The organism is Nocardia sp. NPDC049149 (assembly GCF_043197455.1).
In the GTDB taxonomy this organism is placed as follows: Bacteria; Actinomycetota; Actinomycetes; order Mycobacteriales; family Mycobacteriaceae; genus Nocardia.
Map to the genome: position 1 here is coordinate 184,074 of NZ_JBICTD010000005.1, position 22,740 is coordinate 206,813.

Annotated in this window: 15 protein-coding genes and 1 pseudogene; 10 read left to right on the top strand and 6 right to left on the bottom strand. The window is 64.6% G+C overall.

Features of this window, described 5'->3' with window-relative positions; all coding sequences use genetic code 11:
• The 6 genes from ACGFNJ_RS21160 to ACGFNJ_RS21185 all read left to right on the top strand — a co-directional run bounded on the left by ACGFNJ_RS21160 (window position 1) and on the right by ACGFNJ_RS21185 (window position 4,871).
• Window positions 1-291 (top strand): hypothetical protein, encoded by a 291-nt coding sequence (locus tag ACGFNJ_RS21160; RefSeq protein ID WP_393450607.1) that lies wholly within the window; start codon window positions 1-3, stop codon window positions 289-291.
• Entirely contained in the window at window positions 288-1,085 is a 798-nt protein-coding gene (locus ACGFNJ_RS21165) for a hypothetical protein (RefSeq protein WP_393450610.1), read from the top strand. The genes ACGFNJ_RS21160 and ACGFNJ_RS21165 overlap by 4 nt, the downstream gene beginning before the upstream one ends.
• A 38-nt stretch (window positions 1,086-1,123) precedes the next feature.
• Window positions 1,124-2,059, top strand: a complete 936-nt coding sequence (locus tag ACGFNJ_RS21170; protein ID WP_393450613.1) for an MBL fold metallo-hydrolase — start codon at window positions 1,124-1,126, stop codon at window positions 2,057-2,059.
• Window positions 2,060-2,089: 30 nt separating this feature from the next.
• Complete coding sequence (locus ACGFNJ_RS21175; RefSeq protein ID WP_393450616.1) at window positions 2,090-2,413, top strand: hypothetical protein; 324 nt, start codon at window positions 2,090-2,092, stop codon at window positions 2,411-2,413.
• Window positions 2,414-2,480: 67 nt separating this feature from the next.
• Complete coding sequence (locus ACGFNJ_RS21180; protein WP_393450619.1) at window positions 2,481-4,196, top strand: amidohydrolase; 1,716 nt, start codon at window positions 2,481-2,483, stop codon at window positions 4,194-4,196.
• A 129-nt stretch (window positions 4,197-4,325) separates the two neighbouring features.
• The gene (locus tag ACGFNJ_RS21185; RefSeq protein ID WP_393452204.1) at window positions 4,326-4,871 is read left to right on the top strand and encodes a hypothetical protein; all 546 of its coding nucleotides are present in this window, start codon (window positions 4,326-4,328) and stop codon (window positions 4,869-4,871) included.
• A gap of 168 nt (window positions 4,872-5,039) precedes the next feature.
• Here the strand turns inward: ACGFNJ_RS21185 and ACGFNJ_RS21190 are convergent, their stop codons facing one another.
• The gene (locus tag ACGFNJ_RS21190; RefSeq protein ID WP_393450622.1) at window positions 5,040-5,996 is read right to left on the bottom strand and encodes a hypothetical protein; all 957 of its coding nucleotides are present in this window, start codon (window positions 5,994-5,996) and stop codon (window positions 5,040-5,042) included.
• A 974-nt stretch (window positions 5,997-6,970) separates the two neighbouring features.
• Between ACGFNJ_RS21190 and rnhA the strand changes: the two are divergent.
• A pseudogene (gene rnhA / locus ACGFNJ_RS21195) lies at window positions 6,971-7,414 on the top strand (ribonuclease HI); the annotation flags it as partial.
• A 308-nt stretch (window positions 7,415-7,722) separates the two neighbouring features.
• Here the strand turns inward: rnhA and ACGFNJ_RS21200 are convergent.
• Complete coding sequence (locus tag ACGFNJ_RS21200; RefSeq protein WP_393450625.1) at window positions 7,723-8,625, bottom strand: hypothetical protein; 903 nt, start codon at window positions 8,623-8,625, stop codon at window positions 7,723-7,725.
• Between the two features lies 1 nt (window position 8,626).
• The gene (locus tag ACGFNJ_RS21205; RefSeq protein WP_393450628.1) at window positions 8,627-13,033 is read right to left on the bottom strand and encodes an AAA domain-containing protein; all 4,407 of its coding nucleotides are present in this window, start codon (window positions 13,031-13,033) and stop codon (window positions 8,627-8,629) included.
• Between the two features lie 921 nt (window positions 13,034-13,954).
• Between ACGFNJ_RS21205 and ACGFNJ_RS21210 the strand changes: the two genes are divergently transcribed.
• Complete coding sequence (locus ACGFNJ_RS21210) at window positions 13,955-14,749, top strand: hypothetical protein (RefSeq protein WP_393450631.1); 795 nt, start codon at window positions 13,955-13,957, stop codon at window positions 14,747-14,749.
• Between the two features lie 7 nt (window positions 14,750-14,756).
• Here ACGFNJ_RS21210 and ACGFNJ_RS21215 read toward each other — a convergent pair whose 3' ends face one another.
• Complete coding sequence (locus ACGFNJ_RS21215) at window positions 14,757-15,620, bottom strand: NAD(P)-dependent oxidoreductase (RefSeq protein ID WP_393450634.1); 864 nt, start codon at window positions 15,618-15,620, stop codon at window positions 14,757-14,759.
• Window positions 15,621-15,719: 99 nt separating this feature from the next.
• Between ACGFNJ_RS21215 and ACGFNJ_RS21220 the strand changes: the two genes are divergently transcribed.
• Entirely contained in the window at window positions 15,720-16,073 is a 354-nt protein-coding gene (locus tag ACGFNJ_RS21220; protein ID WP_393450637.1) for a winged helix-turn-helix transcriptional regulator, read from the top strand.
• Window positions 16,074-16,081: 8 nt separating this feature from the next.
• On the opposite strand, the gene ACGFNJ_RS21225 is transcribed toward ACGFNJ_RS21220, so the two are convergent.
• Window positions 16,082-16,297, bottom strand: coding sequence for a TetR family transcriptional regulator C-terminal domain-containing protein (locus ACGFNJ_RS21225; protein ID WP_393450640.1), 216 nt, complete (start codon window positions 16,295-16,297; stop codon window positions 16,082-16,084).
• A 777-nt stretch (window positions 16,298-17,074) separates the two neighbouring features.
• Between ACGFNJ_RS21225 and ACGFNJ_RS21230 the strand changes: the two genes are divergently transcribed.
• Window positions 17,075-19,069, top strand: a complete 1,995-nt coding sequence (locus ACGFNJ_RS21230) for a transglycosylase domain-containing protein (protein WP_393450643.1) — start codon at window positions 17,075-17,077, stop codon at window positions 19,067-19,069.
• A gap of 141 nt (window positions 19,070-19,210) precedes the next feature.
• Here ACGFNJ_RS21230 and ACGFNJ_RS21235 read toward each other — a convergent pair whose 3' ends face one another.
• The gene (locus ACGFNJ_RS21235; protein WP_393450646.1) at window positions 19,211-22,684 is read right to left on the bottom strand and encodes an indolepyruvate ferredoxin oxidoreductase family protein; all 3,474 of its coding nucleotides are present in this window, start codon (window positions 22,682-22,684) and stop codon (window positions 19,211-19,213) included.
• Window positions 22,685-22,740 lie beyond the last annotated feature (56 nt).

The window sequence follows — 22,740 nt, forward strand, 5'->3', positions numbered from 1 at the left end:
ATGGGATGGCTCAACGCCGAGGTCGTCCAGGCATTCGGGGTCGCGCTGGCCACCGTGATCGGTGCCTTCACCGCTCGCCAGGCCGGGCAGGTCCGCAAACTGCGCGACCGTGTCACCGAACTGGAAACCCAGGACCGCACTGATGTCGAACGTTTCCGCGCTATGGTGCGCCTCATTCGCGCGCTGCTGCATGACCGTGACGATCTCACCGGCCTGCTCGCTCAGCGCGCGCCGGACGTGAAACCGCCCGAGGCACCGGCGATTCCGGATTGGCTCGCTACTGAGCTGTGACCACACCCAACAAGCCGACACCCGATGGGTCCTGGAACCTGGGCGCGTTCCGCCGGTTCCAGGACCAATCACCCGAAGACGCCAAAGCAGCCATCCGCTCCGGGGTCATCGGCGCCTACACCGGCGCGCAGAACACCCACCGCCGCGAAGTCCGCCAGCCGATTCAGGCACGCCCCACCTACGACGAGATCCCCACCGACATCCCGCTGTGGGCCAACCTCACCGCCACCGACGACACCACCTTCCCCCTCGCCCTACTGGCCCGCCAACCCGACAAGGACGGCGTGCTCAACGAGCCGCCGTTCTACCAACCCGCCACCGGCGCACTCGAAATCGGCATGATCCGCACCACCCGCGACCGTGAATACCGCCAAGTCGGGCTCATCATCGGCCCCGCCGGATGGTCGTTCGTCAACAGCGCCTTCGTCGCCGTCTACAGCCTCAACCAAGACAACGGCGACCTCTCGCTGATCTGGGACAGCGGCGACATCAAATCCGTCCTCAACTACGCCTCCACCCAATACCGGTGGGACATCCCCACCATCAACGCCCGCCAAGGCGACGTCTACGGCGTCGGATTCCTCGCCAACTACGTCGGCATCGGCTACAAACTCGCCTCCGTCGCCCGCTGGATCATCAACCAGCCCTGGGGAACCCAACCCACCCACCCCTACTACTGGACCCGCGGCTACAACGGCGGCGGCAACGGCCCCGGCCTGCCATCCCCACCTCCATTCCTCATCCAAGACCACCTCGGCACCAACCACTGGTGGCCCTGGTTCCTCCTCGGCTGACCTCGCCCGCTATCCCGAACTCATTTTGGAAGGCACCCATGCCCGAAACACTCTCCACCGCAACCGATGACGCCGAACGGTCGCGGCAGCCACCACGACTACGCAGCATCCGCTTCGGCTGCTTTCGGCTCACCTATATCCCTGATGGTCACGTCGGCCTCAAACCCCGCGGATGGCTTCCCGACACCACCGACGAGGACTGGGCTACCAACGCCGAATATCTCGACGTGAACGGCAATCTCGTCGCCGGGATCGGTGGTCTGCTCGTCCAGCGCGGCCGCCGCGCGCTGCTCATCGACGCCGGGGCCGGGCCGATCACCCTGCGCGACAATCCCGCCAACCCGATGACCGGCGCCATGATCTCGGGCAGTCTGCTCGACAACCTCGCCCGCGTCGACGGCCTGGGCCGCATCGACTCGATCGCGATCACGCACCTGCACTTCGACCACCTCGGCTGGACACTGCGCCCAGCCCCCGGCAACGACCGCCCGCCGTTCCACACCGCCCGCATCCACATCGGCGAATACGAATGGAACTGGTGGCGCTCACTGACCCCGGCGATGATCGACACCTTCCCCGGCTGGGCCAAAGGAAGCGTCCTCAACCGGCAGGTGCTCGACACCATCGCAGGCCAAGTCCAGCCGATCACTCACGGTGCCAAGATCTTTCCCGGTGTCCGCGCGATGATGATTCCCGGACACTCCACCGGCCACACCGCCTACGTCATCCGATCCTGGGGCCGCCGCATGATCGTCTTCGGCGACGCCCTGCACTCACCGATCCAAATCGCCCATCCTGAATGGGTTTCCGGCTCCGACTACGACCAGCACGCGGCCGTATTCCACCGGCGTCGGCTGGTGGAGCGGCTCGCCGACAGTGGAGACCTCGCCTTCGGGATCCACTTCGCCGATGTGCCGTTCGGTCGCGTGCGACGCGACGACGCCGGCCTGACCCGCTGGGTTCCCTACGACTAACCCCCGTGCAGGGCCGGTCCTCGAAGAGCCATGGTCGACTACCTCGGATATCGCCCCAACAAATACACGATCGTCCTGACTCGTGGTGCGGCATTTATCCAGCGGTTCGAAGTCATCGACACCCCTCTGCCCGAGGGGACAACCTCATGGCTCGACATCTACGACAGCGACGACGAACTCCTCGCCACCTGGCCCGCTACCGCCATCAGCCCGCTCGCCGTCGACTACCTCATCGAGCCACAACACGCCGACGCCCTCCCCGCCCGCACCCACGCGAACTACTACCTCTACCTCAATTACCCCGCCACCACGCTGCCTTACTGCTGGTTCCGCGGACCAATAGTTCGCGAATAGCCAGGCCATGACTCAGAGCGCTTGCGACTTAACCACTTTTGGGCCTGCACGAGAGATCGGACTGCCAGTGACCCCTGCCCTCCATCCGCATCCGCACGAGCGCGCCCAGCTGAGCCGCAACCAATTCCTCCGCCTGACCGGTGCCGCCCTCACGGCAACTTCCGCGGCCGCACTGACCGCGTGCTCGGTCCCCGATCCGCCACGCACCGAACGTGTTCTGCTGGACAGGGTTCGCGGCTACACCTGCACCACCAACGGACTCCGCCGGTTCAGCAGCGTGCTGATCGACGCCAGCGGGCGAGTAGAAGCACTCGATCCCGCAAGCACAGCAGGCGCGCGACGAATCGATGGGCGCGGCAGAGTGTGCCTGCCTGGCCTGCACGACGCACACGGTCATATCTGGAATTTCGGTGCTGCCCTCACCCAGATCAACCTCGCCGGAGCGCAATCCGTCGACGACGCGTTGCGATTGATCGCCGCCTACGCCCTCGAGCACCGTAACCAGCCATGGTTGCTTGGGCGCGGATGGAATGACGTCCTCTGGGGCCGGTTACCGACAGCGTCCGACATCGACCAGGTTGTCGATGACCGGCCAGTGTGGCTGCTGCGCGTGGACAGCCATGCAGGCGTGGGCAATACGGCCGCCCTACGGCTCGCCGGGATCACCACATCGACGCCGGACCCGGCTGGTGGGCAGATCGTTCGCGACCACGACGGCCGACCCATCGGCGTACTGGTCGACACCGCCAAAAGGCTTATCGAACAGCATGTTCCCGTACCGACGCTGACCGACTACGAAGATCGGCTTCACGCGGCCCAACGCAAACTCAACGCGGCCGGACTCACCTCAGTCAGCGAGGCATCCACCGGTCCAGATCAGATCGCCGCGCTCTACGACCTCGCCAATACCGGCCGAATGACGTTGCGGATCAACGCATTCCTGAATTGGCAAGCTTTCGTCGAATTCGGCAGGCAGGCGCGTACAGATTCGATAGCAGATGACATGTTGCGAGTCCGCACGGTGAAGCTGTTCGCTGACGGCGCGCTCGGGTCCTACGGCGCGGCGCTGCTCGAACCGTACACCGACCGGCCCGAAAGCCGGGGACTGCCACAGCTACAACCGGCCGAGCTGACCGCACAGGTGCGCCAAGTTGTGTCGGCGGGCTACCAGACCGCGATCCACGCCATCGGCGACTACGGCAACCGGATGGCGCTCGACGCCTACACCACGGTGCTGGCCTCAGCTCGGGGACCGCGGCTGCGGCACCGAATCGAGCACGCCCAAGTCCTCGCCCCGGCGGACCTGCCACGCCTGGCCCAGCTCGGCCTGATCGCCTCGATGCAGCCCAGCCACGCGACCGACGACATGAACATGGCCGAGACACGGATCGGCCCGACCCGCCTCGCCGGCGCCTACGCCTGGCGGTCGCTGCTCGACCACGGAACCATCCTCGCCGCCGGAAGCGATTTCCCGGTGTCCTCCTACCGCCCTTTCGACGGCATCCACGCCGCAGTCACCCGAACCGACCGCGACGGACAGCCCATCGGCGGCTGGCACCGCGAGCAAGCGCTCACCATGGTCGAAGCGCTACGCGCGTACACCCTCTATGCTGCCTACGCTTCACATCAGGAGCGAAACCTGGGGTCCATTGAGCCTGGCAAGCACGCTGATCTCGTGCTGGTCGACCAAGACCCGTTCTCACCTCAAACGGCGCTCTGGCGGACGGAGGTGCTCCAAACCTGGGTCGGTGGCAAATGCGTTGGCGATTACGGCCAACTCTGAATGCTGCAATCGTCGGGAACGTCAGTTTTGTGTTGGGGCGCAGCGTCATACTGGCGAAAATGAGCGGGGGGTCTCGTGATCAGCGTTCTTGTTGCAGCCGTCGGAATCTTTGGCACGGCGATCGGTGCGGTGTTGACCGCGTCTATTTCAGCGAAGACCGAGGGGCGGCGGCAGGTTGCGCTGGAGCGGCAGCAAATTCGAGAGGAACAACTCCAGCAGGACCAGCAGCATCGCGAGTTACGGCTCGAGCATCTTCGATGGCGTCGCGAACGTCGCCAAGCCGCCTACCTCGATCTACTCACGGACCTGACCATCGCAGACCGGGCCAACCAGCAGTTCTTCCGCGAACTGATAGCCGAGTCAGAACCGACGCCTGTCGACGAAACTCGGCTGGCCGAGATCCGCGGTCTGTTCAAGGCGGCGGAGCAGACCCTCTACAGAGTCGCCCTCGAGGGACCGGCCAGCGTCGTCGAGGCGGCGCAAGCGCTGACCGATCAGTTGAGTGCCCTCGTAACCGAGGTCCGAGTCTTCGCGCAGGCGCATGCAACGCAGGCACCGAACGTCGCAGAACTCAGCAGCGCCGTGGACGCCACCGGGCAGAGCTTCCTCGTGGCGCAACGCATGTTCCTCGAGACCGCACGCGCCGCCCTCGACGAAATCATCGACGCCACTTGACGTAACCAGCAATGCGAGGACGGCAGCTACGCGGGGACCAGTCAGTGGGGCCGATTCGAGTACTTCACCTGGAATGGCCACCAGGCGAAGCCCGCGCCCTGTCACCAGATGCGCACGCTGTTGTCACCAGAGTGCGGGTGTAGGCCGGTGTCGGTGCCCCGCTAGGTCTCAGGTCCGAAAGGATCGCGGGCGCAACGTTCGTCCGGCACCGAGGAGCTGCACCAGGTGCGAATGCGCTTGCAGGAGTAGAAGGTAGCTGCCAGCTTCGGTGAAGAACTTTTCGGCGGCCAGATCGTCCTTCATGGTGGAATGAATGCCGTAGTTGCGGACCTGGCGGACCTGGCCAGCGAAGGCCAGCAGCGCATCTGCCGATGCCTTTCCGGCAGGAAGGTTTGCAGAGCGCAGGACTGCCGCCACACGAACCTGCATCGGTGCGGCTTGGCCCTTAGCCGTCACAATCTGAGCCAGTTGTGCGTCGCGGCCGCACAGCTTCTCGGCAACTTTCCACCACGCACCTTCGAGCACCGCGCCCATCAGCGTGACCGCACTCAGGTAGCTGCCCCGGCGTGCAGCATCCAGACTCTCTTCTAGCAAGCGCAACAATCGGGCGTTGAGCAGCGGCTTGACATCGGTCCAACGTTCCACGGTTAACATCGCCAGATCGCCCGCCGCGGCAAGTCCGGGCGTCCTGCGAAATGACCCAGGAACCAAAACACGGCCCACTGGAACACGTGCGCCCCCGCCGTGCCCTCGCACCTTGTAATTCACGGTGACCGAATGATCGCTGTCGGTTCCGCTCCTTGTCGTCGGAACGATCACTCCTTGCGCAACCAACCGGGCGATCGCCAGCCGCGTAGCGTGCACCTGTTTGAGATATTCCATCATTGGCGCGGTTCGCACCTGCTCCTTCGCTGCCGCGACGGCGACATTGCCGACCTCGATCCGTCCATCACGCGCGACCGGTACGCCCACCTCATCGCAGACGATATCGACAGCTTGATTCTCCGACAGCACCACGTCCTCATCGACTAGGGCTGCCACGATCGCGTTCGATGCGATAGAGACGTCCGTGAACGTCGGCCGTGTCACATCCGCAGCGATCGACTCAATCTCTTTTGCGTCCACTCGGTCCTCCGCTTCGCGGCCCGGTGATGTTGGCCTAGATGCTGATCTTGCCACCGACGTCAGACTGCCTGCCACCGGCGCTGATGCCCTCCAGATCAATCTGAAGAAATGCCATCGAATTGAGAGCGACCACCTTCGAAGCAGCTACGACCAACGGAGCGGTACCGCCGAGAAACAAGCTGGCTGTTCCCGGCTCTCGACGGCACCCGTATCCGAGCAGGTTCACCACGCGGGCGCGGTGAACCTGTCGTAGTTCGACGCCGAGCCTAGGTTGGATTGGTGCGATTCCTAGTCATCACTACCGGATTCGTTGCGATCCGCCGCAGCGTCCGCGCGATCGGCGAACCCTGACCTCGCCGACGGTGATGATGCATCACGCTCCGCAGCTTCGCTGATACGGTCTGCTGCCTCCCGATCCATCCATTCCTTACCCATGACGAACCTCCTTGCGTGTGGTGAGGCCGCGCCGAGGGGGGATACGAGATGCTGTCGTTCGACCCCAGGGCACGGTTGAGTGTCGGCGGTCGTTACCTGGGGGTCGACAGAACCAGCGGTCCACGGAGGGATTTCCGGCCACTGGATAACCGTTCGCTCAGGGGCCTGAGCGAACGGGCTGCATGCTGCGTTTCACGCGTTCGAGGAGCGCCGACCGTCTAGCGCACCTTGCCCGAGAAGTAGCGACTGACGTCCGGTGAGCCTCTCGTCAGTTTCCCGTACACCGATTATCGGCTCGCGAGGAGAAAGACGGAAGCCAATGCGCAACATCAAGACTGCACGAGCCGACGCACCGGCTGTCGGCTCGATCACCGCACGCGCTCCCCGAACCCCGGTGCAGACCACGACCATTCCCCAAGTCCCGTCAGCGCATACGACCATCCGCGAGTCGGTGCCGAACAACTCAGACCGATCTGGAGAGACTCAGTGCCCCTCATCGGCACTAGGCAGTCAACGTCAACCGGGCTAACCTCGCACCGGTGGAGGTGGAGATCTATACCGACGGGGCGTGCAGCCCCAATCCCGGACCTGGCGGGTGGGGCGCGGTGCTCCGATGCGGGCAGCACGAGCGAGATATCTATGGCGGCGATCCAGGGCCGACGACAAACAATCGAATGGAGTTGATGGCACCGATTCAGGCGTTGGAGGCTTTGAAGCGGCCATCGACAGTCCGGGTTTACACCGACAGCATGTACGTCCGGGACGGCATCACTTCGTGGCTGCCGAAATGGCAAGCCAACGGGTGGATTACGACGAAGAAGGAGCCGGTCAAGAACGCGGACCTCTGGCAACGGCTTGCCGAGGCCTGCGCGAGTCACAACGTCGAATGGAAGTGGGTCAAAGGGCATGCCGGGCATCCGGACAACGAGCGCGCTGACCGCCTAGCTGTCCGCGGTGTGCTGGAAGCCGGCGGATCGGAGACCCAGCCTGGTACGCCCGCACCTCGCCCTGCGAAGCCTGTTCGTGAGCAGACTTCGCAGGGTGGCGAGCAGTGCAGCGCATTCACCAAAGGCGGACAGCGCTGCCGGACAGCAGCCGGGCGATCGGGGCTTTGCCATGTGCATGACCCAGCGTTGCAGTGTGGGGCGATCACGAAGAAGGGCAAGTCGTGCGGCGTCGCGACCGGCGGTGGTCGATGCAAGACGCACCGAGATATCGCAGACCGGCCTCCCAGCGCTGGACAATCGGAGCTCAACTTGCACGACCGGTAACCCTCGTCGTGGCTCTCCCGTCAGACGCTATTCGAGATGCCGTTTCGGTTTGTCGCGCGGCTGCCGGGCTTCGTGCGGGCGAGGTCGTTGATCGTTCCCACAACGATGGGCCAGTACATCTCAAGGGTGTCGGCATCGGGGACCTCGCCGACTAGTTCGAGTTGCTCTCGAGGGTGAACAATGTTACGGAATTTGCGCAGCGCTCCGATTACTTCACCGACATCACTGTCAATCCATTGCAGACGCCGTGCCACAAAGGCGAGGGAGTGCAACTTCCAGTCTCCTGGACCACGCGGCCTACTTACGTTGAGCTTCTTGGCCTCTGGCTCGTTGAAGATTTCGGGTGGTACGGGGCGATGCTGTGCAGCGTCGTGCAGTATGCCCTCGAGGAGACTGCCCGCCAGGATGACAGCAGCAAGGTAGCTGCCGGTCTCCCGGCAAGCATGGAACTCACGGATCCGCTGGTTAAGCAGCGGTATGAGGCGTCTGTCTGTAACGACATCTTCGACCTTATACAACAGTTCACGCCTGCTGGGATCCTCCGGCGGATGGTCGGGTTGGGCGCTACCAGGGCGCACGTGCGGGCGTAGGTCGCTGTCGAGCTCAATGTGGACGAGTTCTGGTTCGAGAAGCCTATTCAGATCTACACGAATGGCGTCGGTAAGTTCGGGCCTGCCAGGGTATTCGCGGCGGTCGACCAATCGGCACAGGACGCGTTCTATCGCGTCTGTGTCGTGGCGTTTCCGAGCGAGTTGCTCGTGGGTCCATGATCGGCGGGATTCGCCGTCGTAGCCAGTGATTTCATCCCACCCGGCGCTCCGAAAGAATTCGACGAGGTCTACCGCTCGGCGATAGTGGAGTGTGTCATCACCGCAGATCAGATCGGCCAGTGACGACAGTGTCTTCTCATCCAAGAGCTCCATATCAAACCTCCAAGGTCTCGATCGGGCGGACGTCGTGCTGAGCAAGCATCTGCCACAGCGGTGCCAACGCAGATTCTTGGTCGAGAAGGAACTGGCTGTGGGAGATCCGGTGAAAAGGCCATCCGGCGCGGTGTAGCTCGCGCAGTGATTCAGCGTCTCGCTCAGTGTCCTCAAGGCTGGCACCGGTGTGGCGATCGCACACCACCGCGACGGCGCCGCTGTCGCCGTAGACGACGATGTCGAGCTCGCGCTGGCCCACCGTGACATGCGGGCTGGCGTGGTAACCGCGTTCGAGTAGGGCACGGTAAACGCGTTGCGGGAACAGGGAAGTGAAGGGCGGGCGCAGAGCGTCAGACGGATACTCGACCGCGCTCGGCCGCGGGGCCAGATTCCGAGTGTTCTGGTAGTGGGAAAACATCTTGCGTCGAATGTCATCTGGGCCGAGATCATCGTCGACCAATGAGGTAGTGATGCGGAGCTGGTCCCGAGCGCGGCTGACCGCGACGTTGAGATCGCGGAGATAGCGGGTCTCCTTGCGCATCTGCCTGGTCCCGCCGGAGACGACAGTAGAGACGATCATGACGTCGCGTTCGTCGCCTTGGAACTCGGCCGCCGAACCGACAGTGAGTTCGCGGCGATCTATCTCCTCCGGAGAGAGTCGTTGGATTAGCAGATGCTGGATCAGTTGGCGCTGGGCGCGGCTGCGCAGCGCGATTACTCCAAACGTCTTGCCTACGTAGGCAGGATCCGCGAAGCAGGCAACGAGTGTCGCGACAATATGCTCTGCTTCGAGCTGGTTGACCATCTTCTCGTTCGCCCCTTGGGCCGACCCGTTTGCGACGCGATCGATCACGACAGGTTCTAGCCGGTTCGCACCGTACTGCCGAAGCGGCACCAGCCGGCCACCGTAGAACTCCTGAGACGGCCAGTCGATGATCTCGGGCATGCACCGGAAGTGCTCGCGCAGGGTGACGGCGTTGGGGAAAGCACACCCGAGGATGTTGTACAGGTTGCCGTTGGGTAGGAGCTGTATGCGCTTGTACTCGTCGATATGGGGGAAGTCGCTGTGCAGCCGCTGTTGCATCTTTTCAAGGTTCTGGATGCTCGACTGTGGAGCGCACTGCCTGTCATCGCCGACGACGACGATCCGTGGCGCGAGCCAGAGCAGGAAGATAGACGTCATCGCCGCTTGGCTGGCCTCGTCCACGATCACTACGTCGAAGGAGTTCGGCTTCGCCAAAATCAGTTCGGCGACTTTAGGAATGGGCATCACCCAAGCGGGCACCGCCTCCCGCGCCGCCCGCATCGCGCCCTTCGCGGCTCGGCGATAGTCCGCGGTGTAGTTACCGCGCCCAGGTCCCTGTTTCTGTGCCAGCACCTCGAAGTGCTTGAGTGCTCGGTGTTGGCTTGGCGTCATCTTTTTCAGACAGTGGTCCCACGCCAGTTCGGTCGCCAAATCCGCGGTGACCTTCCGGAGCAAGGCTTTGGCTGCGATCAGGTCTGCCTCCCGCCTCCCGACCAAATCGGGACGGTGGGAACTCCGCAAGAACCGATCGGCCACTGCCCACAACCACGCCTCGCCGACGTTTCCAATCCGCCCGTCCCAAGCAGTGTCGCAACAGGTTCGATCGATCTCGTTTGCCAACTGTGGATGAGCGGCTCTGAGGATCTCCAGCAAGTCTCGATAGCGACGGTGATCGGCTATCGACCGCCGCACCGAGGCCAGACCGTCACATGCGAGGCGGTAGTCGTCTGGGTCTTGGGCGGCCAAAGCCTCAGCGATCGCTTTGCACTCTGGTGCCGAATCCGGTTGGTCGGCAATGGTTTTCCATTGCGACGACCATTCGGCGTAAATCCTTCGAGCAGCCTCGCCTTGATGTCGTTCGAGGGCTGCACCAGCGGCATCAGCGAGCGCTTGCCAGGTGCCCATATCTGACAAGATCGCCAAAACACCGGTTGATGAAAGGCCGCTACGTATAACGGCAGCCTTTTCTGCAAGCTCTTTCAGGACAACCAACTGAGGTTCGATCTCTCGTCGCTGAGCAAGGCGCCCAAAGTCGTCGGAATCCCACTGCCAAGGGCCGGTAACGTATTGCCATACGCGATCCAGGGCTGACATTTCAACCAGAACCGTTAGGTACTCGGCTACTGCGCTCGCAGCCTCGGGTGTTGTGGGTTCGACGCCCTGATACGTGAAAGCCTGCCGCACAGCGGCGGTCGCCTTGCCGAACGCGGTCGCGGTCTTGAGGACCTTGTTGCGCAGAAGCTCGCCCCTCTGTAGTCCAGCTTTTAGATGCTGGGCTTCTTGGAGGAGCCCGTTTGCCCGGCTGCGAACAGTTGCCCACTGCTCAGGGAGCTGGACCGTGCACCCCACATCACGCACCGCGGGCGCTCGCAGACGTCGGTCGAGATCGGTCGCCACCCCGATATTGCCGAGGACATCGTTCCACGCTTCTACGGCGAAACCCGCGAGTACTGCATTGGTTCCGGCTTCGACCGATGAAATGCGTTGCGAAGCAACCTGATACAGATGTTCAGCCAGTTCGAGCACGCGCTGTGCGGTATCTCGCCAGGTAAGAACGGTATCGGCGGGCAGACCAGCCAGCCGATCGGTGAGTTGGCCGATCTCTCCATCCTGCGGTGGCAGCGCCATCGTACGGATTGCTTCGGCAACAGCCGACGGTGCTGGCGTCGATTCCGCATCCGGTACGTACTGTGCAGCACGGGCGGGGTTGTTCAGACCGGCGCGACCTGACACCACCAACTCGTGCAGGTCCGATGGGGGCATTGGGCATTGAGGGGGTGCTGTCGGGGGCAGCGGCGGAAACCACGCGAACCGCTCAGCGTGGTCTGCGACGGTTTCTGCGATATCGGCCAGTAGACCGCCGTATCCCTCTGCCACCGGCGGATGCTCGGTATGTTCGACCCGCAGGAGGTCGGCGAGGTCATCGGTCAGCGCTTGGACCTTAGCTTGTACGGCATGGCGCTGTGCGCCAAGCCTTTTCACCTCTGCAGCGACGGCCTCGCTGGTGGTTCGGGACAGTCGCGCCGACATATCTCGGACGCTCGTTTCGAGGCCGTTGTCGCTACCGCGTTTGCTCGCCATCGACACACACAGAGATCGCATATCCTCGGGCAGTTTGTCGCGCAGTACCCGCAACGGCTGCTCGCGTTGGCTGACCACCAGCACTCGAAGTCCATCAGCGAGCATCGCTCCGAGCAGGTTCGCGATGGTATGGGTTTTGCCGGTGCCGGGCGGTCCCTGTACGACCGCGCCGTTGAACCGCCGCACACGGTCAAGAACTTCGCGTTGCTCGGTGTTTGTTTCTTTGTGGAACAACGGGTCATCACTGAGCAGGCTGTCCGAGACCGTCCCGATCGCAGCCTGCCATGCGCGCTGCTGACCCTCATCAGGTGTATGGAGTAGCTGATACAGGCCCAGCGGGACGGCGGCCTGTCCCGAACGGAGATGTTCGAGGATTTGTTCGTAGAACGCGGCGACAGTGGAGCGGTCGCGTAGACGCAGGATCAACGCTGGCGAGGCACTCACCGCGGAAGTCTTATCCTCCCGAGATTGTGGTGGTGCCAGCGCGGTGCTGTAGGCCGGACTGTCCGGCAGCATCCGATGGCTCCAATCAGAGAGCCACTTCGCTGGTTCCTCGGGATTGTGTGGGAGCACATCCGATTCCGCGACTTCGTTGCGGAGTTCGAAGGCGTGCTTGAGTCGTTCACCAAGCACTCCCATCAGGAACCGCCGGTCTTCGAGCTGCATTGGTACGTCCTGATCAGGCCCGACCAGCACCGTCGACGACTTCTTGTCCACCCGCACCCAACAGCGTTTGACCAGCAAGTGTCGGCGGATGGTCCCTGCCTTTGGGTCAGTACCTGCGAAAAGCCCTGAGCACAGAACCAGTTCGAACTCGTCGTCGCGGGTGTCGAGTTTGTGCGCAGCCTCGCGAAGATCTTCGTAGAATGTTCGATAGGGGCGGTCGGCAGCAAGTCGATCAATCCAGCCTTGCCGTAACCGAAGCGCGCTTTGAAGCGTTGTTGCCCGGACGTTTTCGCTGTCTACCGCTGGCTTGAGCTGCTCAGAAATCTCGGGGTTGGAGACTTGTGGATCGGTCCACGTACCTTCACTGAGGCAGTTGCGGAGTGGTTCCGGCACCGTGGGGCAGGGCGGAGGCTTGCGATACGGCACTTTGAGAACCGACCCGTCGGCTGCGGGGGTTGCTCGAAGCTCTAGTCCTCCTGGTAGCTCGCTGAGCCACCAGCACGCGAGGTAGCCCTCGACATCCAATACTTCACTCCGGCTGGACATCGCGGCTTCGCGCGCGTACTCCGCAAGCTTAATCACGTCCCGGCGCACTGCATGGGCGTCGGGCAAGCGTCGGTCGTCGGTGTCATCCACGGTAGAACCCCCTCGCGAATAGGCAGCCTTGCAGTATCCGCTGCGGGCCGACGTGCGGTCAAGGACTCGAAGCGCGCGGATACGACCTTGACAGGTGAGCGCAGCGTGGAATGCTCGGCCCGGAGCAGTCGGCAAGCTGGCGGCGACCCGTCACGACGAAAGCGGCAGTGATCTTCGGATAGCTCCCGCTAGCCGATCAAACCGGCTTCGGGGGACGGGTCGGAAAGATGACGCCGAGCCTGTTCGCTTCCTGCCTCGCATCCGCATCTAACGACCATGACGCCGTATGGTCATCGTTGGGCCACTCCTGGGAGATCGCCCCCGGCTGGCCGCCGGGAGGCGAACTGCCCGTGCGCATGCCGCTGCGGCGACCGGCGATACCACATTTATCGCCCGCGCGCGAATCCTCCAGTCCCTGAACGTGATCACAACTTTCCTGCTCGACCCTTACTGGACCCTTTTGCTCGAATACAGCCGAATACCACCATATTTCGACGCATCTCCCGCGACCTGCATACGTACTGGTAGAGGTAGGTATCCGAACATGTCCGAAGGCAATCGTAGAGGGATCTGCCATAACCCAGAGGTCGCAGGTTCAAATCCTGTCCCCGCTACAGATGAAATGACAAGGCAGAGGCCGGATTCCAGTGGAATCCGGCCTCTTGCCTATCCAGGCGAGCGCGCAGCAATTCCAGGCGGACCAGCCGGGCATTCGGCGGCTGCCGTGCCCGATTACTACCTATCCGCGCCCGACGACTACCTATCCGTGCCGGAACAATACTTTTTCACAAATGGGAATACCTAATAGTTGACACGTCATGATCGGCTTTGCCAGCGTGACCTGCGGCGACCAGAGCTGATCACCGCACGATCGAGGGCTCTCGGCGCGCACCGCGAGAACTCCGATCGAACGAGAACAGCATGGAATACAGAGAGCACGTAACGAAGCTTGTCGAGTCGTTGCTCGAGGAGCCCGAATTACGTTCGGAAATAACGCATCTTCAGCATCGGCTTTCGGTGACCCGGCAGGAGATCATCGACGCGTGGCTGTTCTACGACCTTGCCATCATGGACTATTCGAACGAGTCGTACTCGTCGACGACACTGCGCATGGCGATGCATCTGCACAACTACGTGGCTGGAAACTGGCATGATCGCCGACAGGATGTCGTGCTGGGGTACCTCGCACGTTTGGATCCAATAGCTGTGTGCGACATCGGATTCGGCACGCCGCAACGGTATGTCAGACATCTGCTCGGCGCCGCGCAGGCGGAGCTCGCCCTCTGCGAATTCGAGTATGCCAGTTTGGAGTTCGCTGCGGTCACGCTCGAGCACTGGCGCCCCGATTGGAGTAGTTCGGTCAAGCTCATCGAGCACGACATGAACCGTGATGAGCTGCCCGCGGGCTACCAGGTCTATCTCTTCCAGGATTCGATAGAACACGCGGCACAGCCGACCGAGACCCTGCGTCGATATGTGGACAGCGTGGCAGCGGGCACCCACTTCATCTTCTCACTGCCCATCGAAGTGTCCGATCCCATACCGGGACACAACATCTCGTGGACCGAGGAGGCTGCGGCGACCGATTGGCTTGCTGCCGCAGGACTGCTGGTGCTGGACAAGGAAGTGATCCGGTTCCGCCACGACCTCGATCTCCACTCGCACGCGCTGCACCCGGATACCCGTCAGCTGGCGGTACTGGCCGTCAAGCAGTGAACTGCCGCTAGCGCCGCAGCAAATCGACAACGCCGGTCGTCGATTCCTTTCCGCCGCCTTCGGCGACTCGGCGTTCCATCAATGCCATGAAGGGCGTGAGGAGTTCGGCGCTGACACCCTGTTCCGCGGCGGTACGCAACAGCGTGCCGTTGGTCGTGACCATCATCGCCAAGTTCGACTCGACACCCTCGGTGTAATCACCGCGGGCCAACTGCGCCGCAGTACCGTACGCGTAGCCAGCCATCGCCTGCTGATAGGCGACCATGAGCGGCGCGAACGCCATCGGCGAGATGTCCTCCTTGCCGATCAAGGCGAAAGCGTGTGCGGCTCCGGCGAACATGCCCCACATCGCGCTGAGCAGCGCGATGTCGTACAAAGCGGCGAATCCCGGGTCGGCGCCGACATAGTTGACCCCGGCGGGCACGGCCAACGCCTCGGCGTTGGCTTCGTGCAATTCCGTTGCGCCGCTGTAGAACACATACGCGCCCGAGTCTGCGACGCCGATCATCGACGGGACCGCCATGATCCCGCCGTCCAGGAAACGTCCGCCGCGCGCGGTGATCCATTCGGACAGCGCGCGGGCCTCGGCGAGCGTGCTCGTGGTCAGGTTGACGATGTCGCGACCGGTGAGGTCGATGCCGTCGAGGGTCGCCCGCACCGCGGCGTCGTCGAGCAGGCAGACGACAACAAGCGTGTTCGTGGCGACCGCCGTTGCGGCCGTGGCAGCGACCGTCGCCCCCGTGGGCGCCCGTCGCGGACTGCGGTTCCAGACCGTGACGGCATAGCCTGCGGCGAGCCAGGAACGGGTCAGCGCCGAACCCATATCACCGAGGCCGAGGACAGTGAGCGCTTTGTTCGAGTAAACGGACATAACGGTTAGTGTTGGTGGGACGCCCGGATCCCTCAAGTACGTACATGGAAGTGGGTACGCACTTCCGGGTAAGCGAACTGGCAGGTGGAAGGGGTAGTCGTGCCGATCACACGCAGACCGGGCGAGTACACGTGCGGCCTCGACGCGACACTGTCGGTGCTCAACGGCAAGTGGAAGATGCTCATCCTGTGGCCGCTGAGCGAACGCCCGCACCGCTTCGGCGAACTGCGCCGCCAGGTCGGCGGCGTCACGGAGAAGGTGCTCACCGCGCACCTGCGCGAACTGGAGGCCGACGGGATCGTGCACCGGGAGGTGTACGACGAGGTGCCGCCGCGCGTCGAATACTCGCTGACCCCACTGGGCGTGCAGCTCAACGAGGCGCTGCTGCCGCTGGAAGCGTGGGGCCGTACCCATCTCATGAGCGAGAGCCCTGCGCCCAACGGCCGAGGCTAGCGATCGGTTCAGTCGGCGAGGATCTCGTCCAGGAATGCGTCCAGCTGGGCGATCATCTCGGGCGCGGTCCGGTGGCCTGCCAGGCCGTGCAGGCTGAGGCCGTCCACGAGGGCGTGCAGCCGGGCGGCGAGCAGGTCGAGGTCCGAAACCGGTTGGGCCAGTAGGTGCTCGGACTGTTCACGCTGCTGGTCGGCGAGCTCGACCGGACGGCGCCGCTGTGGCACGCCCTCGCGCCATGGACAGTGGTCCTGGCCATCGACTTCGTCGTCTCGTTCAGCTACACCGTGCTGCCGCGGCGGTCTTAGGCACTTCCCGCAGTCTCGACGACCACAGCGCTGGCCTGGTGGGACCATGGCTGCCCTGCGTCAAGATCTCGACACGCGTCCCGTCGCGGTGGTTGCGTAACATCCCGGTGAACCACAACGCCTTTCACTGGATGTGAGCGCCCCTGCGCGGCAATCCGTTTCGAGTTATGGAGAATCCAGGCTGTGACCTCGCCCTACGACGATGGCTCGCACGGCGGTCGCCCCCCTCGGGGCAGGCAACCGGGACCGGGCGGCTATCCCCCGCCGCGTCCGTCCGGACCACAGCAGGGAACGCGCCCGATGCCACCGCCGCGGCATGGCCCCGGTCCGGTGCCGCCGGGTGGGCTACCGCCGTCGAGCCCCCGTGCCCCGCAACGTCGCGGTCCCGCACCGCAGGCCGCGGATCCGCGGCCGTCACGCGGTCCCGGCGGCCAGCCGCCGCATCGCCCCGTCCCGCCTGCGCAGCAGCGCCCCGGACCGGGAGCGCCACCGACACAGCGGCCCCGGCAGCGGGTGGCCGGAGACGTCGGTGGGCCGCCCGCACCACGAAATCAGCTTCCCAGTACGGCAACTCGGCCGCCGCTCGACCGCGACCCTCCGCGCAGGGCCCAGCGGCGTCGCCGACCGACGGCCACAAAGAAATCACGATGGCGCATTGTCCGTCGCGTCTCCTACCTCCTGCTGGCGCTGGCCATCATGGTGCCGAGCGCGATCTTCGCGGTCGCCTACACCACGGCCTCGGTGCCCCAGCCGAGTGCGCTGAAGACCAACCTGGTGGCGACCATCCTGGAGTCCGACGGCAAGACCGTGCTGAACAAGGTGGCCCCGCCGCAGGGCGAACGCACCGACGTCTCCATCGATCAGATCCCAGCGCATGTGCGTAACGCGGTGATCGCGATCGAGGACCGAACCTTCTACACCAACCCCGGGTTCTCGCTGTCCGGTTTCGCCCGTGCGCTCCGCGACAACCTGCTCGACCGCGACGACGCGGGTGGTGGCTCGACAATCACCCAGCAGTACGTCAAGAACGCGAATGCCGACAACGAGCACAGTCTCGACCGCAAGTGGCGCGAGCTGGTGGTCGCGGCGAAGATGGCCCGACAGTGGAGCAAGGACGACATCCTCACCGCCTACCTGAACATCATCTACTTCGGTCGCGGCGCCACCGGCATCAACGCGGCGGCCAGGGCCTACTACGACAAGAAGGTGCAGGATCTGACGCCGGCCGAGGGCGCGATGCTGGCCGCACTCCCCCGGGAACCGTCGAACCTGGATCCGGAAAAGAATCGGAAGGGCGCGGAGGGGCGCTGGAACGACGTACTCGACGCGATGGTCGACACCGGCGCCCTGCCCAAGGCCGACCGGGCGAAGATGCAGTTCCCCCAGGTGGTTTCGGCGGCACAGACCGGTGACGACAACGCCGATCAAGGCCCCAACGGCCTGATCAAGAGGCAGGTGCTCGCGGAGTTGGCCGACGCGGGCATCACCGAGAAGCAGCTCAATGCTCAGGGCCTGCAGATCACCACCACCATCGACCACAAGACACAGCAGGCCGCGATCGATGCGGTCCAGAAGAATATGCAGGGCGAGCGGCCGGAAACCCGCAGCGCGGTGGTGTCGGTCGACCCGAAAACCGGTGCGGTGAAGGCGTATTACGGTGGCGACAACGGTCGGGGCTGGGACTTCGCAGGCAACCCGTTGCAGACCGGCTCGACGTTCAAGGTGTTCGGTCTCGCGGTGAACCTGGAGCTCGGCATTCCGCTCTCGAAGGAGTACGACAGCTCCGACCTGACCGTGCCAGGCGTCAAGGGCAAGATCACCAACGCTGAGGGCCATGGCTGCGGCACCTGCACGATCGCCGAGGCGCTCAAGCTCTCGTTGAACACCAGCTTCTATCGAATGGAGATGGATATGGGATCCAGCGGCGCGAACAAGATCGCCGCGATGGCCTACAAGGCGGGTATCCCGGACACCATTCCCGGTCTCGGCAAGACGCTGGTGGAGCCGGACGGCTCGCCGCCCAACAACGGAATCGTCCTCGGCCAGTACTCGCTCCGTGTGCGCGATATGGCTTCGGCCTACGCGACATTCGCGGCCTCGGGTGTCTACCGCAAGCCGCACCTGGTGCAGAAGGTCGTCACGGCCGAGGGTCGGGTGCTGCTGGACAACGGCTCGGTGGCCGGCGAGCAGCGCATCTCGAAGGCGGTGGCGGACAACGTGGTCGCGGCGATGGAACCGATCGCCGCGTCGTCGCGGAATCATGGATTGGCCGGTGACCGCAAGTCCGCCGCCAAGACCGGGACCACTCAGCTCGGTGACACCGGTCAGAACAAGGACGTCTGGATGGTCGGCTTCACCCCGTCGCTGTCGACCGCCGTCTGGGTGGGCACGCCCGACGGCACCCCGCTCAAGACGTCGGCCGGCAACGTCATGTGGGGATCCGGGCTGCCGTCCGACATCTGGAAGGACACGATGGACGCGGCACTACAGGGCACCCCGAAGGAGGAATTCCCCAAACCCGCCTCGATCGGCGGTCAGCCCGGCGGCGTGCCGACCTCCACCGTCGCGCCCTCCTCGACCCCGTCCGCCCCGCCGACCGCACCACAAGGCTGTGGACAACCCTTCCCCATGCTGCCTCCCTCGTTCTTGAATCCTTGTGCGGAGCAACCGCCGCAGGATTCGGGTCGGTAGCCCGGCCGGCGTCTCGCGCTGGTCCGCACACACGAAAGTGGCCCGGAACCAATGGTTCCGGGCCACTTCCCATGTGCCCGGGAGCGTGGCCTTTACGCTCGACCAGGCGCGCGGTCCACTGCCCGTGCCGCGCTGGTGGCACTACACCTGCGGCGGCTCGATGCCGAGCTCGCGCAGGCTGTTTCGGTACTGCTCCACGTTGGCCAGCTTGATGTCCTCGTAGCCGCGCACCGTGTCGGCGAGCGCGGCAGCCTGGACCGCCCGGTCGTAGCCCGCCTCGTCGAGCGTGTCCGCGAGGGTGGTCACCATCGCGGTGTAGTGGGCGAGCAGCGCGCGCTCGACCCGGCGGACGTGGGCATAGCCGAAGGGATCGAACTTGGTGCCGCGCAGCCGCTTACCCTTCGCCAGCACCTTCAGGCTGAAGTGGCCACGCGGACCGATGCCGATCTTCTTCTTGCGGCCCATCGCGCGCAGGATCGGCGGGTGCAGCTTGTAGGTGAGGTTCGCCCCCTCGGGCAGCTGGCCGGCCACCTCGTCCAGGAAGGCAGGGTTGGTCAGCTGGCGGGCCACTTCGTACTCGTCCTTGTATGCGGTGAACTTGTACAGGCCACGGGCCACCTCCTCGCTGAACTCGGTGCGATCGGTGATCTTGCGCTGTCCGTCCCAAACATGTTGCACGGCTTGCACATAGTCGCGAGCAATGCGCACACCCTGGAAGCCGATCAGCTCGGCGGCACGCAGTTCGACCAGTCGCTTGGTCTCCCCTGTCGCGGTCAAACCGTCGAAAAGGTCGGCGGGAACGACGATCTCAGCGCGCTCGGGCTGCTGCCGGGTGGCCACCGCGGCGAACTCGTCCGGCCGCTCGATCGCGATCCGGCCCCAGCGGAACGCCTCGATATTGGCTTTCACCGCAACACCGTTGATCTCGATGGCCTCCTCGATCGCCGCAGCGGGCAGGCGAAGACCGCCGAGCTGGTAGGCCGCGCCGACCAGCAGGAAGTTGGCGGCCGCAGTGTTGCCGAACAGCACCTCGGCGGCGGTGAGCGCGTCGAACGAGCGCACCTCCCGCGACGCCTGCGCGAGCCTGCCGAGCAGCGCTGGCGTCTCCGGGTACTGAACGGCCTTGTCGTACACCATGTCCCCGGTCGGGGTCTTGCTGGTGGACGCGACCGTCATGGTCGATTCCGTCGAGCCGTACGCCAGGTTCTTGTTGTCGGTGGCGGTGAGCAGATCGAACGCAACGATGCAGTCGGCCGAACCCGGCGTCAGCCGGTTCGCGGGCTCCAGCTCGCCGGAGACGAAACGCAGGTGCGAGACGACCGGTCCGGCCTTCTGGCTCAGGCCGATCTGGTCCAGGCTCGCCACGTCGTAGCCTGCCCGCAGCGCGGCGGTCGCAAGCACCTGGTTCACCGTCACGATGCCGGTGCCGCCGATGCCGGCGAGGAAGACGTTCTGCGTCGTGGTCGGCGCGGCCTGCCTGACGTCGGGCAGCACCGGCGGCTCCGGACGCTGCATCGCCTTGCGCTTCTTGGCCTTCCCCGGATCGGGCAGCTCCACCGTGACGAAGGACGGGCAGTCACCGTCGAGGCAGCTGTAGTCGGTGTTGCACGAGGTCTGATCGATCCGGGTCTTGCGGCCGAATTCGGTGTCCACCGGCTGCACGGACAGGCAGTTGCTCTTGACGCCGCAGTCGCCGCAGCCCTCGCAGACCGCCTCGTTGATGACGACCCTGGTGCGCCGGACCGGCAGCGTGCCGCGCTTGCGCTGGCGGCGCGCGTCGGCCGCGCAGTGCTGGTCGTAGATCAGCACGGTCACGCCGGGGATCTCGCGCAGCACGCGTTGCGCCTCGTCGAGCCGGTCCCGATGCCACAGCCTGGTGCCCGCGGCGAGATCACGCTTGCGGTACTTCTTCGGCTCGTCGGCGCAGATGATGATCTGCGCGACGCCCTCGGTGCTGAGCTTGTGCGTCAGCATCGGCACGGCGAGCGCACCCTCGGCGTCCTGGGCGCCCGTCATCGCGACGACGTCGTTGTACAGCAGCTTGTAGGTGATGTTGACGCCTGCGGCAATGCAGGCCTGCACGGCGAGCTGGCCGGAGTGGAAGAACGTGCCGTCGCCGATGTTCTGGAACAGGTGCGGCACGTCGGTGAACGGCGCCTGGCCGATCCACTGAGCACCCTCACCGCCCATCTGGGTCAGGCCGGTGACCTTGCTGTCTTCCCGGCCCGACATGGTCACCATCGTGTGGCAGCCGATGCCGCCGCCTGCGATCGAGCCCTCCGGCACCGCGGTGGAGCGGTTGTGCGGGCAGCCGCTGCAGAAGTAGGCGGCGCGCTTGGCGGGCAGCACGGCGAGCGACAGCGGCTGCGGCAGTGGCCGTTTCATGTCGAGGAAGCCGTCGAGCGCGCGGGCCAGCGGCTTGGCGATCCGCCCGGTGGTGAGTTCGCCGTCCTGGCTGAACAGCGGGCGGCCCGCGGCATCGCGCTTGCCGATGATCTCGGGGGCATCGGCGGTGCCGTAGAGGATCTCGCGGATCTGGGTCTCGATGAACGCGGTCTTGTCCTCGACGACCACGAGCCGGGTCAGCCCCTTCGCGAACTGCTGAACGCGTTCGGGCGCAATGGGAAACGGCATCCCGATGCGCAGCAGCCGAACGCCGGCGCGCACGAGGGCGTCGTCGTCGACGCCGAGGTCGATGAGCGCCTGCCGGACGGCGTCGAATGTCGTTCCGGTGGCGGCGATGCCGATCGTGGCGCGGGCCGGGTTCACCTCGATGACGTCGAGTTCGTTGAGCGTGCTGTAGGCCTTGACCGTTTCCCAGCGGCCGCCGTACAGGTCGGCCTCGGCGATCACGCTGTCGGTCGGCGCCGCCATCGGTCGCTGGAGGTAGCGGAACGGCCTGCCCTCCCAGGAGATTTCGGGGACGACGATGTCGATGTCGCCGACCGTGCCGTCGACCGACCAGGCGCCGTCGGCCACGTCGGCCACGATCTTGAGCGCGACCAGGCAGCCCGAGGCACGTGACAGCGCAACACCGTGCAAGCCCATGGTGATGATCTCGCGGGCGTTGCGCGGGAACAGGACCGGAATGTTCATCGCGGCCAGCGAACGCTCGCTCACCGCGGGCACCGTCGAGGACTTCGAGGCCGGGTCGTCGCCGACCAGCAGCAGCACCCCGCCATTGGCATTCGCGCCGTACATGTTCGCGTGCCGCAACGCATCCGTCGCACGGTCGAGGCCCGGCCCCTTGCCGTACCAGACACCGACAACGCCGTCGTGGGTCGCGGTGCCTGCGGGCAGGTCGGCCTGACTACCCCACACCGAGGTCGCGGCAAGTTCTTCGTTCAACCCTGGCACGAACGAAATGTCGTGCTCGGCAAGCACGCCGGGCATCCCGCCCAGCATCTTGTCCACGCCGCCGAGCGGACTGCCCTGATATCCCGAGACGAAGGTGCCGACGCGCCGCCCGGCACGCAGGTCACGCACGTGCTGTTCCACAAGCTGACGTGCGATCGCTTGGACCCCGGTCAGAACAACGGTGCCCGCGCCGACCCGGTAGCGGTCGGCGAGGTCGTACGGAGCCGGGATCAGGTCGTGATCGGCGAGCTCGGTCATGCAGTCCACCCGTCCGGACGGCGCCGATCGGGCGGCGTCCTAGTTGAGCACTTGAT

Bases quoted from the DNA above. Each gene is read 5' to 3' on its own strand.
- ACGFNJ_RS21210 (WP_393450631.1), top strand. From the start codon at position 13,955: ATGGAATACAGAGAGCACGTAACGAAGCTTGTCGAGTCGTTGCTCGAG.
- ACGFNJ_RS21170 (WP_393450613.1), top strand. From the start codon at position 1,124: ATGCCCGAAACACTCTCCACCGCAACCGATGACGCCGAACGGTCGCGG.
- ACGFNJ_RS21160 (WP_393450607.1), top strand. From the start codon at position 1: ATGGGATGGCTCAACGCCGAGGTCGTCCAGGCATTCGGGGTCGCGCTG.
- ACGFNJ_RS21200 (WP_393450625.1), bottom strand. From the start codon at position 8,625: ATGGAGCTCTTGGATGAGAAGACACTGTCGTCACTGGCCGATCTGATC.
- ACGFNJ_RS21230 (WP_393450643.1), top strand. From the start codon at position 17,075: ATGGTGCCGAGCGCGATCTTCGCGGTCGCCTACACCACGGCCTCGGTG.
- ACGFNJ_RS21215 (WP_393450634.1), bottom strand. From the start codon at position 15,620: ATGTCCGTTTACTCGAACAAAGCGCTCACTGTCCTCGGCCTCGGTGAT.
- ACGFNJ_RS21235 (WP_393450646.1), bottom strand. From the start codon at position 22,684: ATGACCGAGCTCGCCGATCACGACCTGATCCCGGCTCCGTACGACCTC.
- ACGFNJ_RS21175 (WP_393450616.1), top strand. From the start codon at position 2,090: ATGGTCGACTACCTCGGATATCGCCCCAACAAATACACGATCGTCCTG.